Here is a 13,440-nt window from a genome sequence, read left to right on the forward strand (position 1 = left end):
GATCTTTTGATCTTTAAACGAGAAGAATCAGTTCCAGCCAGCCCGATCCATCATGCGGATCGCTTCGGCCTGACGCTTGCCGGCAATTTCCACTGGCAAGGTATCGGCGACAAACTTGCCCCAGCTCGCCACTTCAGCAGAAGGTTGAACCGCCGGGTTGGCCGGGAATTCCTGGTTCACATCAGCGAAGATCTTCTGCGCCTCAGGCGTGGTCATCCACTCGACCAGCGCCTTGGCTGCTTCCGGGTGCGGCGCATGTTTGGTCAGGCCGATGCCCGACAGGTTGACGTGCACGCCACGGTCACCCTGGTTCGGCCAGAACAGCTTCACCCCCAGATCAGGCTTCTGCTTGTGCAGCCGGCCGTAGTAGTAGGTATTGACGATGCCGACGTCGCATTGCCCGGCGTTGATCGCTTCCAACACCGCGATATCGTCGGAGAACACGTCGGTTGACAGGTTACTCACCCAGCCCTTGAGGATCTGCTCGGTTTTGTCGGCGCCATGCACTTCGATCATGGTGGCGGTCAGAGACTGGTTGTAGACCTTCTTCGCCGTCCGCAGGCACAAGCGACCTTCCCAGTTCTTGTCGGCCAGACCTTCATAGGTGGTCAGCTCGCCCGGCTTCACCCGAGCGGTGGAGTAAGCAATCGTTCGCGCCCGCAAGCTGAGGCCGGTCCAGGCATGGGCGGACGAGCGGTACTGCAGCGGGATATTGGCGTCGATGGTTTTCGAGGTGAACGGTTGCAGGATGCCCATTTGCTCGGCCTGCCACAGGTTGCCGGCATCGACCGTCAGCAGCAGGTCGGCGGTGGCGTTCTCGCCCTCGGCCTTGATGCGCTGCATCAGCGGCGCTTCCTTGTCGGTGATGAACTTGATCTGGACGCCGGTTTTCGCGGTGTAGGCATCGAAGACCGGTTTGATCAGTTCGTCGATACGCGAAGAGTAAACCACCACCTCGTCGGCGGCCTGGGCGGCGGTAATGCCTGTCAAGGTCAGGGCGAGTGCGGTCAATAGACGCTTCGGTGCCGACATGGGAGCGATCTCTCGATTTGAAAAAGTGAGGGCAAATGATAAGGACTCACATTTAGCTTCTCAATCGAACAGTTCGCGGAGGAGTTACCGGATGTTGCACAACGGGTTAAATTGCCGCGCCCTGTAGGAGCTGCCGCAGGCTGCGATCTTTTGATGTTGCTCTAAAATCAAGATCAAAAGATCGCAGCCTTCGGCAGCTCCTACAGCTCGGTATTAGCTTAGGCTTTGGCCAGTGTCGGCAAATCGCCGGTCAACCCCAGCGCTTCACGCACGAACAACGCCTTGGCCTCAGGCATCTGCTCGACCATCTTCAACCCGGCATTACGCAGCCAGCGCACCGGCAGCGGATCCGCCTGGAACAAGCGCTCGAAGCCCTCCATTGCCGCCATCAACGCAAGGTTATGTGGCATGCGCCGACGCTCGTAACGACTGAGGACTTTCACATCCGCCAGACGCTCGCCCCGTTCAACCGCTTGCAGCAGCACTTCGGCGAGCACGGCGGCATCGAGGAAGCCCAGGTTCACACCCTGCCCGGCCAGCGGGTGGATGGTGTGGGCCGCATCGCCGATCAACGCCAGTCCTTCTGCCACATAACGTTTCGCGTGGCGCTGACGCAGCGGCACGCACACGCGCGGGTCGGCGCTGAGCACCGCACCGAGCCGGCCTTCAAAGGCGCGCTCCAATTCAACACAAAAATTCGCGTCGTCCAGCGCCATCAGCCGTTCGGCTTCGCTCGGCGTGGTCGACCAGACGATCGAACACCAATCCTGCTGACCGTCGCGCGTAAGCGGCAGAAACGCCAGCGGACCGTTATCGGTGAAGCGCTGCCACGCGGTCATTTGATGAGGTTTTGAACTGCGCACACTGGTGACGATTGCATGGTGCAGATAATCCCACTCCCGAGTCGCCACGCCCGTCAGGCGCCGCACGGCCGAATTGGCACCATCCGCCGCAATCACCAGCGGCGCACGCAAGGTTCGGCCATCGGCCAGGGTCAGCAGCCAGTCATCGCCGGAGCGACGCATCTGCTCCAGTCGCGCATTGGCCAGCATCCCCAGATCGCAGTCGTGCAAGCGGTCGAGCAAGGCGTCCTGAACCACGCGGTTCTCGACAATATGCCCGAGCACCTCGGCATGCACACTGCCCGCCGAGAAGTGGATCTGCCCAGTGCCGCTGCCGTCCCAGACGTGCATGTCGGTGTACGGGCTGCTGCGCCGACTGGCGATGCCATCCCAGACGCCCAGGCGCTCGAGAATCCGTTGGCTGGCAGCCGACAAGGCACTCACCCGCGGTTCGAAGGTCGCCTGAGTATCGAAGGGCTTGACGCTCATGGGGCTGCCGTCCAGCAGCAGGACTTCCAGCCCGCTGTCCTGCAACGCCAGCGCCAGGGCGCTGCCGACCATTCCGGCCCCGACAATCAGCAGATCTGCACGCATTTCCATGCTTTAAGCCTGTCTCGCTTGCGGCTTGAGCCGCACGTAAAGGGTTTTCCCGACCCGCGCCACCAGATGGCCGGCGCCGTCATGAATATCGACCTGCAGCTGCGGCAGGTATTTTTCGCCGTTTGCCGTCTGCCGACGGATCTCGTCGAGCAAGGTGTCGTCAATGGTGAAGCGGGCGAACACCGGGCCTTTGCCCGGCGCGATGAAGTCGATGTCTGCCGCTTTGTCCCAGACGATGTACTGGCGCCCGAGGTTTTCCATCAGCATCAGCATGTAGAACGGGTCGACCATCGAATAGAGGCTGCCACCGAACTGGGTGCCGACGTAATTGCGGTTGTACCAGCTCAGTCCCATGGACACCTTGATGTCCCGAAAGTCATCGCTGATGTGCTGCACCCGAACGCCGGCGCCGAGGTAGGGCGGGTAAAAGGACATGAACCCACGCATAAGCCGCGCTTTACCGAAGGTATTCGTCAGCCACTTAAGCATCGGGGCGAGTACCCAGGCCCATGGCCTGCCGAGCGAACCAGCGTTTGGCCGGCGGCAATAGATCCAGGCCGAGCAGGCCGAGGTTACGCCCCAGTGAAACCAGTGGCTGCGTGCTGCCGAACAGGCGGGTGACCTGGTCGGAGAAGCCCACCGTCAGGTTCTGATCCAGCCGCTGGCGTTCGCGGTAAGCCTGTAACGTCGAGAAATCGCCGGGCGATGCCTCGCTCGTCAGCAACGCATCGGCCAAGGCCTGGGCATCACGCAAGGACAAGTTGAAACCTTGCCCCGCAATCGGATGCAAGCTGTGCGCGGCGTTGCCGAGAATCGCCAGGTGCGCCCGCACTTGTTCTTCGGCTTCGATCAATGTCAGCGGATACAGATGCCGCGCGCCCACCTGTTTCAGGGTGCCAAGGCGGTAACCGAATACACCCTGCAATTCGCTGAGAAAGCTGCGCTCATCGAGCGCCGCCAGCCGTTGCGCGTCCATGCCCAAACGGGTCCAGACCAGGGCGCAGCGGTTTTCCGGCAGCGGCAACAACGCCATCGGGCCGTCGTCGGTGAAACGCTCGAAGGCCATGCCGTTGTGCGCTTCACTCGGGGTGATGTTGGCGATTAGCGCGCTCTGGTTATACGGGCGCTTTTTGATGCCGATGCCCAACTGCTCGCGCAAACCGGAACGGCCGCCATCGGCGAGCACCGCAAGGTCGCATTCCAGGGTGGTTTCATCGTTGAGGGTCAGGCGATAGCCATCCGTCAGCGGCTCCATGCGCGTGACTTCCGCCGGGCAACGCCAAGCCACCACGTCTTTGTCCAGACCTTGCCACAGGCATTGGCCTAGCCAGGCGTTTTCCACCACATAACCCAGCGCCGGAACGCCCTCTTCCATCGCCGACAAGCGCGCGGTGGAAAAACGGCCACGGTCGGAAACGTGAATCTGCTTGATCGGCTCGGCGCGGCGGGAGATTTCCTGCCACACACCCAGCCGTTGATAAATCTGCTTGGCGCCGTAGGACAGTGCCGAAGAACGCGCGTCGTAGCTCGGTTGATAGGTGTCGCCGGGAGCGAACGGCTCGATCAGCACGATTTTCCAGCCACGGGCCTTCGCCCCGGCCTGCAATGCCAACGCCAGGCTGGCGCCGACCAGGCCACCACCGATGATTGCCAGATTGACTCGACTCATGCCGCGTGTGTCCGTGCTTGCGCCATCAAGGCCTCGATCTCGGCGACCGTTTTCGGCACGCCTTGGGTCAGGATTTCACAACCGGTCTTGGTCACTACCACGTCATCCTCGATGCGCACGCCAATGCCGCGCCATTTCTTTGCTACGTTCTGGTTGTCCGGGGCGATGTAGATGCCCGGTTCGACCGTCAGCGCCATGCCGACCTCCAGCACGCGCCATTCGCCGCCGACCTTGTACTCGCCGACGTCATGCACATCCATGCCCAGCCAGTGGCCGGCGCGGTGCATGTAAAACGCTTTATAGGCTTCGCTGGCGATCAACTCGTCGACGTCGCCCTGCAACAGCCCCAACTTCACCAGACCAGTGGTAATCACCCGGACCGTGGCTTCGTGCGCCTGATTCCAGTGTTTGTTCGGGGCAATTTCGGCAAATGCTGCTTCTTGGGAAGCCAGCACTAACTCGTAGATCGCCTTCTGTTCCGGCGAATACTTGCCATTGACCGGCCACGTGCGCGTGATGTCGCTGGCGTAGCAGTCGATCTCGCAACCCGCGTCGATCAACACCAGATCGCCATCCTTGAGCACCGCGTCATTCTGCTGATAGTGCAGGATGCAGCTATTGCGCCCGGCCGCGACAATCGAACCGTAAGCCGGCATTTTCGCGCCGCCCTTGCGGAACTCGTAATCGAGCTCCGCTTCCAGACTGAACTCATACAGTCCAGCCCGGCTGGCCTGCATCGCCCGGATATGAGCCTGGGCGGAGATCCGCGCGGCCTCGCGCATCACCTTCACTTCCGCCGACGATTTATACAGGCGCATGTCGTGGAGCAGATGATCCAGGGCAACGTATTCGTTCGGTGGCTGGGCGCCGAGGTGCGCTTTGGAGCGGATCACGTTGATCCACTCCATCAGGTGGCGGTCGAATTCCGGGTTGCTGCCCATGGCCGAATAGACCCGGTCGCGCCCTTCGATCAGGCCCGGCAGGATGTCGTCGATATCGGTGATCGGGAAGGCATCGTCGGCGCCAAAATCGCGGATCGCGCCTTCCTGGCCAGCCCGCAGGCCGTCCCACAATTCGCGCTCGGCGTTGCGTTCACGACAGAACAGTAGGTATTCGCCATGCAAACGCCCGGGCATCAACACCAGAACCGCCTGGGGCTCAGGGAATCCGCTGAGGTACTGGAAGTCGCTGTCCTGGCGGTAGACGTGCTCGACGTCACGGTTGCGAATGGCAACCGCGGCGGCGGGAAGAATGGCGATGCTGTTGGGTTCCATCTGCGCCATCAGGGCCTTGCGGCGACGGCTGTATTCCGATTTCGGGATATGAATCATGGGCAGATGGTTTTCCCTGGCTTGCGATTAATGCAACGACGGTTTGGCGGCAGCCGGCGCGTCCGGCTTCTTGGTTTCGCTGAACAACAGCAGCGGCGCGACGCGCAGGTACTCCATCACCTCCATGTAGTCGCTTTCGCCGTCGTCGGACTCCTCCAGCGCGTCCTGCACCTGGGCGATGGCCGCCAGATCCTGCAGCACCTCGGTGGCTTCGGTGCTGAGCATGCTGCTGTCACGGCAGTTCAGGCCAAAACCGCTGAGGAAGCCCTGGCACCATTGGCCCAGTGCAGCGGCACGGTCAGCCAGCGGCTCGTCATCGGTCGGCAGCAGCAGAACGACGGTCACGTCGTCGCCGGTAAGCTCGCCCTTGACCATCTCTTGCAGGCCGATCAAGGCATTGCGAACGTTGTCTTGAGGCTCGCCTTCGAGCAGCTCGGCGGCATCGATCAGCCAGCCTTCGGCATCGAAGCCGGCACCGGCGCAACTGCGACCGAGCAGCAGGCCATGCAGTTCGGCAGGCGAGACGTTATGACCGCTGGAAGTCAGCAGGGTGGCGAAAGCTTGGTACGGGGAATTCTGAATGGGCATGGGCAGCTAGGCGCCAGACGGCGCTATGTCTAGAATGAAGGCCTTGTATCCTACATCGACTCCTCTGTAGGAGCGAGCTTGCTCGCGATGGACCCGAGAACGCAACGGGGTAACAGGCTCCCAGTGTTATCGTTGACGTCCATCGCGAGCAAGCTCGCTCCTACAGTCCAACACCCATCAGACAGTGAAGACAATGGAAGACACCGACCTGCAAGCGCTGATGGCCAGACTCGAGCTGCTAATTAGCCGAGTCGAGCAACTTAAGAGTCAAAATGGACTCCTACTAGCTCAGGAAAAGACCTGGCGCGAGGAACGCGCGCACCTCATTGAAAAGAACGAAATCGCCCGGCGTAAGGTCGAATCGATGATTTCGCGCCTCAAGGCCCTGGAGCAAGACTCATGAGTTCAAGCAATAGCGTTACCGTGCAGATCCTCGACAAAGAGTATTCGATCATCTGCCCCCAGGAAGAGCGCAGCAATCTTGTGAGCGCCGCCCGTTACCTGGACGGCAAGATGCGCGAAATCCGCAGCAGCGGCAAAGTCATCGGCGCCGACCGTATCGCCGTGATGGCTGCGTTGAACATCACGCACGACCTTCTGCACAAGGAAGAACGCCCGGATGTACAGGCCAGCGGCTCGACTCGCGAGCAGGTTCGCGACCTGCTGGACCGCGTCGATCTGGTGCTCGCCACCGATCCGGACGTCACCAAGGGCTGAAACGCGAAACCGCTTGGGGTATACTCGCATCACTCCCTGGGGTGCTTGCCAGTTGGCGATGTCCCTGAGCCGATTTGCTATACCCTGGAGGTTGCACGTTGGGCTGGTGTGCATGTCCGCTAGACGGAAAGCCTTAAAGCCTACTGCATCTTCCACCTTGAACTTTCGGGTTCAAGGGCTAAGTCGACAGCGGTACATCCGGGGAGCCTGATTCCAGTCCGATGCCGGTTTAAATACCGGCATCGGCTTTTTTACGGGTACGCTTTATGTACCCACGCTGCCGAAGCCCGAATTCATGACCGAACCTGCGCTGCTACCCCGCCCGCAACTTCGACGCATGCTGCGCAAGGCCCGCCGCACACTGACACCCAGTCAGCAGCGCCAGGCTGCTCGTGGGCTGTACAAGCAATTGGCCCAGCAACCGCTGTTTCGCCGCGCAAAACATATCTCGCTCTATTTACCCACAGACGGTGAAATCGATCCGCGCCTACTGCTGCGTGCCGCGCAACGCCGGGGCAAAGCCACCTATCTGCCGGTGCTCAGTGCCTGGCCCCGCACCAAAATGGTGTTCCAGCGGATTCGCCCCGGCGAAAAACTGAAACTCAACCGTTTCCGCATTCTCGAACCACTGGCCAATATCGCCCGACAGCGTCCTGTCTGGACGCTGGATCTGGTGTTGTTGCCATTGGTGGGGTTTGACGATGTCGGCGGACGACTGGGGATGGGCGGCGGTTTTTATGACAGAAGCCTGGCGTACCTGGCCCGACGCAAAAACTGGCGCAAGCCAACGCTGCTGGGGCTGGCCCATGAATGTCAGAAGGTCGAACGATTGGCTCAAGCGAGCTGGGATGTGCCATTGCAAGGAACGGTGACAGACAAGGCGTGGTATTTCGCGGGCTAGACGCCACTGCAATCAGCGGCGTCGAAAAGACAGGTTCAGCGCTTGAAGGCCGACGGCTGTTGTTGCTGAGCGATTTCGATTGGCGCGTCAGTCTTGTTGTTCCACAGGCTTTGGGCATAGCCAGTGGTCACGACGCCGAGGCCGAACAAAATAACCAAAATCCATAGTAAATCCGGTTTGCGTTTCATCGATTGCCCCCCAAAGGCACATCAACACGATGACAGCAGCGGTTTCCGTTGTAGGCCGTGCAGCAGCGTCAAGCTTAGAAGGCCGGCATTTTGCGACAACGTGAACCGACACGCAAACGATGGCGTCAACCGACTGTCGGTTTGTCATAAAATTGCCGGACAACTTGCCCACTCACCTCGCAAGGAGCAAAAACCATGGCCTATTGGCTGATGAAATCCGAGCCCGACGAACTCTCGATCAAAGGCCTGGAGAAGCTTGGCAAAGCGCGCTGGGACGGGGTTCGCAACTATCAGGCGCGTAATTTTTTGCGGGCCATGGCGGTGGGCGACGAGTTTTTCTTCTATCACTCCAGCTGCCCTGAACCGGGCATTGCCGGGATTGGGAAAATTATCGAAGCGGCGTACCCCGACCCGACGGCGCTGGAACCGGAGAGTCATTACTTCGATCCAAAGGCCACGACCGAGAAAAATGCCTGGAGCGCGATTGATGTCGCTCACGTCGATACGTTTTCCAAGGTGTTGAAGCTGGAATATTTGAAGCAGCAAACGGCGCTGGCGGAGATGCCGCTGGTGCAGAAAGGTTCGCGACTATCAGTGATGCCGGTGACGCCGGAGCAGTGGGCGGCAGTGATTGCCTTGCACTGAACATCGCTAAAGATCGTAGCCTTCGGCAGCTCCTACAGGTGTTTGCGATCCCATGTAGGAGCTGCCGAAGGCTGCGATCTTGGCAATCAGGCAGACAACACAAAACTCACTGAATGATCAGGTTGTTGAACAACAGATCCTCAACCACCGGCTTGCCGGTTTCGTCGTTCATGATTTGCTGGGTTTGCTTCAACGCTTCCTGACGCAGCTTTTCCTTGGCCTCGACATTGTTCATCGTCTCGGTAGTCTGCTGGGCAAATAACGCCACCAGCTGATTACGAATCAACGGTTCGTTGGCCTTGACCAGCAGGGTCGCCTCATCGCCAGTCACCCGCAGCGCCACATCAGCCTTGTAGACCTTGAGCTTCGGCGTGCCGTCCAGCCCATAGTTGCCCACGAACGGCGGGCTCAGGGTGATGTAGTTAACCTTCGGGGCTGCACCTTCTTTGGCTTCTTCGGCCATCGCTGCCACAGGCAGAGACAGGGCCAGCAACAACATGATCCACGCTTTCACAATTCGCTCCTTATCCGGTTTGCGGCCTAGCATAACGACCCGCCGCTCAAGCACAAGCTTATGGCTGACTATCAGGGCCGGGCATGCTCGTTGACCCATCGACTCACACACCTACACTTATCGGCCATCACTCCCAAAGGAATAGCCCTGATGAAAGCCGTGCTGTGCAAAGCCTTCGGCCCTGCCGAATCGCTGGTGCTGGAAGACGTCGCCAGTCCTGTCGCGAAGAAGAATGAAATCCTGCTGGACGTGCACGCTGCCGGGGTGAATTTCCCGGACACGCTGATCATCGAGGGCAAGTACCAGTTCAAACCACCCTTCCCGTTTTCCCCGGGAGGCGAAGCGGCGGGCGTGGTCAGCGCGGTGGGCGAAAAGGTCGGCCACCTGAAAGTCGGTGACCGGGTCATGGCCCTGACCGGCTGGGGCAGCTTCGCCGAACAGGTCGCGGTGCCGGGCTACAACGTGCTGCCGATTCCGCCGTCCATGGACTTCAACACCGCCGCTGCATTCAGCATGACCTACGGCACCTCGATGCACGCGCTCAAGCAACGGGGCAATCTGCAACCGGGTGAAACGCTGCTGGTCCTCGGCGCTTCCGGCGGTGTCGGCCTGGCCGCCGTGGAAATCGGCAAAGCGATGGGCGCCCGCGTGATCGCCGCCGCCAGCAGCGCCGAAAAACTCGCGGTGGCCAAGGCTGCCGGCGCCGACGAGCTGATCAACTACAGCGAAACCAGCCTTAAGGACGAAATCAAACGCCTGACCGATGGCCAGGGCGCCGACGTGATCTACGACCCGGTCGGCGGCGACCTGTTCGACCAGGCCATCCGCGCCATTGCCTGGAACGGTCGACTGCTGGTAGTCGGTTTTGCCAGCGGACGCATCGCGGAACTGCCGGTGAACCTCGCACTGCTCAAAGGTGCGGCAGTGGTCGGCGTGTTCTGGGGCTCGTTTGCCCAGCGCCAGCCACAGGACAATGCGGCGAACTTCCAGCAACTGTTTGGCTGGTTCGCCGAGGGCAAGTTGAAACCGTTGGTGTCGCAGGTGTATCCGCTGGGTAATGCAGCGCAGGCGATCAATGATCTTGGGCAGCGCAAGGCTGTTGGCAAGGTGGTGGTTCAGGTTCGCTGAGCCGAAGGAAGCGGTCTGGACGCTGTTCAGATCGCTTTTTTTTGGCCGGGAGTTAAAGCAACTTCCGAATATCTTCCGGCAGGAAGCTCATGTACCTGGAAACAGGGCTGTTCAGGCAGTGCCGGGCAATGGTCGGCACACGCCTGTTCAATTTGGCAATCATCGCCAGCCGTTGCTGAGGCGACATCTGTTTTTGGAAGAATCCACTCGAAAGATAAGCACGTGTGTAATGAAACGCCGGCAAATCGACCCAGTGGGCATTCGTTGTTTTAACAAGGCCCTCGTTGACCTCGCGGCACTTCAGTTCTTTGAGCCACTGGTTGACACCGTCAGGAGCATCAAGGCCAAAAACCATCGGCGCGACAACTTCCTGTTCAGCGGGCTTGTCGCCCTCCACCTTCCACGGCTTGAACCGCCACTGCTCGATCGCGACCCTGGTCGCTTGGGCCAGATCAGGGTGATCGCTTTGCAGGATGCTCACTTTGCTGACCGAACCATCGGCATTAACAGCGAACCTTACACGTACATTACCCACTATCCCGGCCCTCGATAGCGCAGGTGGATAAATCGGCTTGGGGTTTAGCTCGGGTATCAGAAAAACTTCCCCGGACCGAGCACTGACAGACCCAACCAACAACAGCGCAAATGCAAACCACCGCATAACCTCTCCCTTTCATTGCCGATATGCCAAACCTGGCACCTGCACAAAGGTTAAAGCCCAGCGACCTGAAACATAACGTCATGACTTCCCATTCAAACGCAGGACATTTCCCAAAGCTTCGTCCTACTGCGGACAAAAAAACTTCCTGGAGGCACGAAGGTAAAGTTTCCCACACCGTCCTTCACTTACACCTGAGCGACATGTTCGTAAAAGAACATGCGCCCTCCAACATTTCCGCTGTTTTGCCAATGCGAACCGGTGCTATTTTCGGTAACGAAACTGTAACATTCGCATCCGCAGTCAAAACAAGAAATCTGGAGCTCTTGAATGTTTGCTTTCTTTCGCCCTGCCGCACATCAGGCTGCCCTGCCTGAAGAAAAAATAGACAGTACGTATCGCCGCCTGCGCTGGCAGATTTTCGCCGGGATCTTCTTTGGCTACGCGGGTTATTACCTGCTGCGTAAAAACTTCTCCCTGGCCATGCCTTACCTGATCGACGAGGGTTACACCCGTGGCCAGCTGGGCTTGGCGATGTCGGCAATCGCGATTGCCTACGGTCTGTCGAAGTTCTTGATGGGCCTGGTATCCGACCGCTCCAACCCGCGCTACTTCCTGCCATTCGGGCTGTTGGTGTCGGCGGGGGTGATGTTCATTTTCGGTTTCGCACCTTGGGCGACGTCCAGCGTGACCATGATGTTCATCTTGCTCTTCATCAACGGCTGGGCTCAGGGCATGGGTTGGCCGCCAAGTGGCCGGACGATGGTGCACTGGTGGTCGCAGAAGGAGCGCGGTGGCGTGGTGTCTGTGTGGAACGTGGCGCACAACGTCGGCGGCGGCTTGATCGGCCCGCTGTTCCTGTTGGGCATGGGCCTGTTCAATGACTGGCACGCGGCATTCTACGTACCGGCGGCGGTCGCGCTGCTGGTGGCGGCATTTGCGTTCATCGTCATGCGTGACACCCCGCAATCGGTGGGCCTGCCGCCCATCGAACAGTACAAGAACGATTACCCGGAAGGTTATGACGCGAGCCACGAAGACGAATTCAGCGCCAAGGAAATCTTCGTCAAGTACGTGCTGCGCAACAAAATGCTGTGGTACATCGCCATGGCCAACGTCTTCGTCTATCTGCTGCGCTATGGCGTGCTGGACTGGGCGCCGACCTACCTCAAGGAAGCCAAGCACTTCACCGTCGATACGACGTCGTGGGCTTACTTCTTCTATGAATGGGCGGGTATCCCGGGCACGCTGCTGTGCGGCTGGATGTCAGACAAGATTTTCCGTGGCAACCGTGGCCTGACCGGCATGGTGTTCATGGCGCTGGTGACCGTCGCGACGCTGGTGTACTGGCTCAACCCGGCCGGCAACCCGACAGTGGACATGATCGCGCTGTTCTCCATCGGCTTCTTGATCTATGGCCCGGTGATGCTGATCGGCCTGCAAGCGCTGGAACTGGCACCGAAGAAAGCGGCCGGTACGGCGGCGGGCTTTACGGGCCTGTTCGGTTACCTGGGCGGTTCGGTCGCGGCCAGTGCAGCCATGGGCTACACCGTGGACCATTTCGGCTGGGACGGCGGTTTTGTGCTGCTGATCGGCGCGTGCATCCTGGCGATGGTTTGCCTGGCACCGACCCTGTTGCACAAGCAAGTCGCCAGTCAGACCCGCGAAGCGCTCGCCTGATCAGGCTTTGATTTGCAACGCTTGAGTCGCGCCTCCAGATTCCGGTCTGGCATGGCGTGGCTGCGCAGGGCGTTGGCGGTCTGCTCGACGTAGTCGCGAGTAGTGCCGTAACGCCCGCAAGCGTTTTCGAACACGTGGCTCAGCACATGATCCGGCAAGTTGCCGGCATAGCTGGGCAGGTGCCGCTCCAATACAAACCCCAACGCCTGAACCTGGCTACCATCCTCAAGACGGCAGTTGAGCCAGTGCGGGCGATAGGAAGGGAATGGCATTTCACGCTGCCACAAGGCATAGAGGGAAGCGTCGAGTTGTTCTTCGGGCAAACGATAAGCGAAACCGCTGCAAGAGCCGCCGCGATCCAGGCCAAACACCAGCCCCGGTACTTCCGGCGTGCCGCGATGCTCGTGGGACCACAGGTACAAACCGCGATGGTAGCCGTGCACACGACCGCGCATCCGCTCCACCGCCGCGCATTCAGGACGCCAGATCAGCGAGCCGTACGCGAACAGCCAGACCGGCCCACCCTTGTGGCGCGCCATGGTCGACTGCATCGAGCTGAGCAATTGTTCGTGCGTAAGCTGCGGCCCCAGATCGAGTCGCGGCGGGTAAGGCAGATTCAGAAAAGCAGATTCAATGGCGCTCATGGCGAATAGCGTTCAGCTCCCCGCGGATAAAGAATTACGTAATAGAACGCACCGCTGTAACAATAAGGCACATAAGTTTTAAGGCAATTTAAGTGCCATGGCACAGTTCTTAAATTATCGCCTTGTTTAGATATAACCTACCGGCATTTATATAAATCTATAAATACCGATCAGCTATATGGGAAGTTATATACCTGTAGGAGCGAGCTTGCTCGCGATGGAGGCAGGGTCAACGCGCTCATCCAGACTGCAAGCGTCATCGTTGACCTCCGTCGCGAGCAAGCTCGCTCCTACAGGGGAGGT

General features: G+C 59.5%; 16 protein-coding genes and 1 other RNA gene. 7 read left to right on the top strand and 10 right to left on the bottom strand.

Annotated features, from left to right (window positions below):
- Nucleotides 1-27: 27 nt before the first annotated feature.
- The 6 genes from ACA052_RS27820 to ACA052_RS27845 all read right to left on the bottom strand — a co-directional run bounded on the left by ACA052_RS27820 (nucleotide 28) and on the right by ACA052_RS27845 (nucleotide 6,062).
- Nucleotides 28-1,032, bottom strand: coding sequence for an extracellular solute-binding protein (locus ACA052_RS27820; protein ID WP_497647671.1), 1,005 nt, complete (start codon nucleotides 1,030-1,032; stop codon nucleotides 28-30).
- A gap of 218 nt (nucleotides 1,033-1,250) precedes the next feature.
- Nucleotides 1,251-2,468 (bottom strand): 2-octaprenyl-3-methyl-6-methoxy-1,4-benzoquinol hydroxylase, encoded by a 1,218-nt coding sequence (locus ACA052_RS27825; RefSeq protein ID WP_497650410.1) that lies wholly within the window; start codon nucleotides 2,466-2,468, stop codon nucleotides 1,251-1,253.
- Between the two features lie 9 nt (nucleotides 2,469-2,477).
- Nucleotides 2,478-2,963, bottom strand: coding sequence for a DUF4442 domain-containing protein (locus tag ACA052_RS27830; protein ID WP_497647672.1), 486 nt, complete (start codon nucleotides 2,961-2,963; stop codon nucleotides 2,478-2,480).
- Complete coding sequence (gene ubiH / locus ACA052_RS27835) at nucleotides 2,956-4,143, bottom strand: 2-octaprenyl-6-methoxyphenyl hydroxylase (protein WP_497647673.1); 1,188 nt, start codon at nucleotides 4,141-4,143, stop codon at nucleotides 2,956-2,958. The genes ACA052_RS27830 and ubiH overlap by 8 nt, the downstream gene beginning before the upstream one ends.
- Nucleotides 4,140-5,474 (bottom strand): Xaa-Pro aminopeptidase, encoded by a 1,335-nt coding sequence (gene pepP, locus ACA052_RS27840; protein WP_497647674.1) that lies wholly within the window; start codon nucleotides 5,472-5,474, stop codon nucleotides 4,140-4,142. The genes ubiH and pepP overlap by 4 nt, the downstream gene beginning before the upstream one ends.
- 27 nt (nucleotides 5,475-5,501) lie before the next feature.
- The gene (locus ACA052_RS27845; protein WP_497647675.1) at nucleotides 5,502-6,062 is read right to left on the bottom strand and encodes a YecA/YgfB family protein; all 561 of its coding nucleotides are present in this window, start codon (nucleotides 6,060-6,062) and stop codon (nucleotides 5,502-5,504) included.
- Between the two features lie 193 nt (nucleotides 6,063-6,255).
- Here ACA052_RS27845 and ACA052_RS27850 point away from each other — a divergent pair, with 193 nt between their 5' ends.
- The 4 genes from ACA052_RS27850 (at nucleotide 6,256) to ACA052_RS27865 (ending at nucleotide 7,680) form a co-directional block, all read left to right on the top strand.
- Nucleotides 6,256-6,465: a TIGR02449 family protein gene (locus ACA052_RS27850; protein ID WP_007942437.1), complete on the top strand. Its 210-nt coding sequence runs from the start codon at nucleotides 6,256-6,258 to the stop codon at nucleotides 6,463-6,465.
- A complete protein-coding gene (locus ACA052_RS27855; protein WP_007942435.1) occupies nucleotides 6,462-6,779 on the top strand; it encodes a cell division protein ZapA in 318 nt (105 codons plus the stop codon). Before ACA052_RS27850 ends, ACA052_RS27855 begins: the two co-directional genes overlap by 4 nt.
- A 30-nt stretch (nucleotides 6,780-6,809) precedes the next feature.
- A non-coding RNA gene (gene ssrS, locus ACA052_RS27860) (6S RNA) lies at nucleotides 6,810-6,988 on the top strand.
- 86 nt (nucleotides 6,989-7,074) lie between these two features.
- On the top strand, nucleotides 7,075-7,680 hold the full coding sequence (locus tag ACA052_RS27865; RefSeq protein ID WP_497647676.1) for a 5-formyltetrahydrofolate cyclo-ligase: 606 nt from the start codon (nucleotides 7,075-7,077) through the stop codon (nucleotides 7,678-7,680).
- A gap of 35 nt (nucleotides 7,681-7,715) precedes the next feature.
- Here the strand turns inward: ACA052_RS27865 and ACA052_RS27870 are convergent, their stop codons facing one another.
- Nucleotides 7,716-7,868, bottom strand: a complete 153-nt coding sequence (locus ACA052_RS27870; RefSeq protein WP_007942433.1) for a hypothetical protein — start codon at nucleotides 7,866-7,868, stop codon at nucleotides 7,716-7,718.
- Nucleotides 7,869-8,063: 195 nt separating this feature from the next.
- On the opposite strand from ACA052_RS27870, the gene ACA052_RS27875 reads away from it, so the two are divergent.
- The gene (locus ACA052_RS27875) at nucleotides 8,064-8,513 is read left to right on the top strand and encodes an EVE domain-containing protein (RefSeq protein WP_497647677.1); all 450 of its coding nucleotides are present in this window, start codon (nucleotides 8,064-8,066) and stop codon (nucleotides 8,511-8,513) included.
- 106 nt (nucleotides 8,514-8,619) lie between these two features.
- On the opposite strand, the gene ACA052_RS27880 is transcribed toward ACA052_RS27875, so the two are convergent.
- A complete protein-coding gene (locus ACA052_RS27880) occupies nucleotides 8,620-9,027 on the bottom strand; it encodes a flagellar basal body-associated protein FliL (protein WP_497647678.1) in 408 nt (135 codons plus the stop codon).
- Between the two features lie 150 nt (nucleotides 9,028-9,177).
- Between ACA052_RS27880 and ACA052_RS27885 the strand changes: the two genes are divergently transcribed.
- Entirely contained in the window at nucleotides 9,178-10,155 is a 978-nt protein-coding gene (locus ACA052_RS27885) for an NADPH:quinone oxidoreductase family protein (protein WP_497647679.1), read from the top strand.
- Between the two features lie 52 nt (nucleotides 10,156-10,207).
- On the opposite strand, the gene ACA052_RS27890 is transcribed toward ACA052_RS27885, so the two are convergent.
- On the bottom strand, nucleotides 10,208-10,816 hold the full coding sequence (locus ACA052_RS27890; protein WP_497647680.1) for an energy transducer TonB: 609 nt from the start codon (nucleotides 10,814-10,816) through the stop codon (nucleotides 10,208-10,210).
- A gap of 327 nt (nucleotides 10,817-11,143) precedes the next feature.
- On the opposite strand from ACA052_RS27890, the gene glpT reads away from it, so the two are divergent.
- The gene (gene glpT / locus ACA052_RS27895) at nucleotides 11,144-12,493 is read left to right on the top strand and encodes a glycerol-3-phosphate transporter (RefSeq protein WP_497647681.1); all 1,350 of its coding nucleotides are present in this window, start codon (nucleotides 11,144-11,146) and stop codon (nucleotides 12,491-12,493) included.
- On the opposite strand, the gene ACA052_RS27900 is transcribed toward glpT, so the two are convergent.
- Nucleotides 12,469-13,137: a gamma-glutamylcyclotransferase gene (locus tag ACA052_RS27900; RefSeq protein ID WP_497647682.1), complete on the bottom strand. Its 669-nt coding sequence runs from the start codon at nucleotides 13,135-13,137 to the stop codon at nucleotides 12,469-12,471. The genes glpT and ACA052_RS27900 overlap by 25 nt on opposite strands.
- Between the last annotated feature and the right edge of the window lie 303 nt (nucleotides 13,138-13,440).

Source organism: Pseudomonas sp. LBUM1644, from assembly GCF_059716195.1.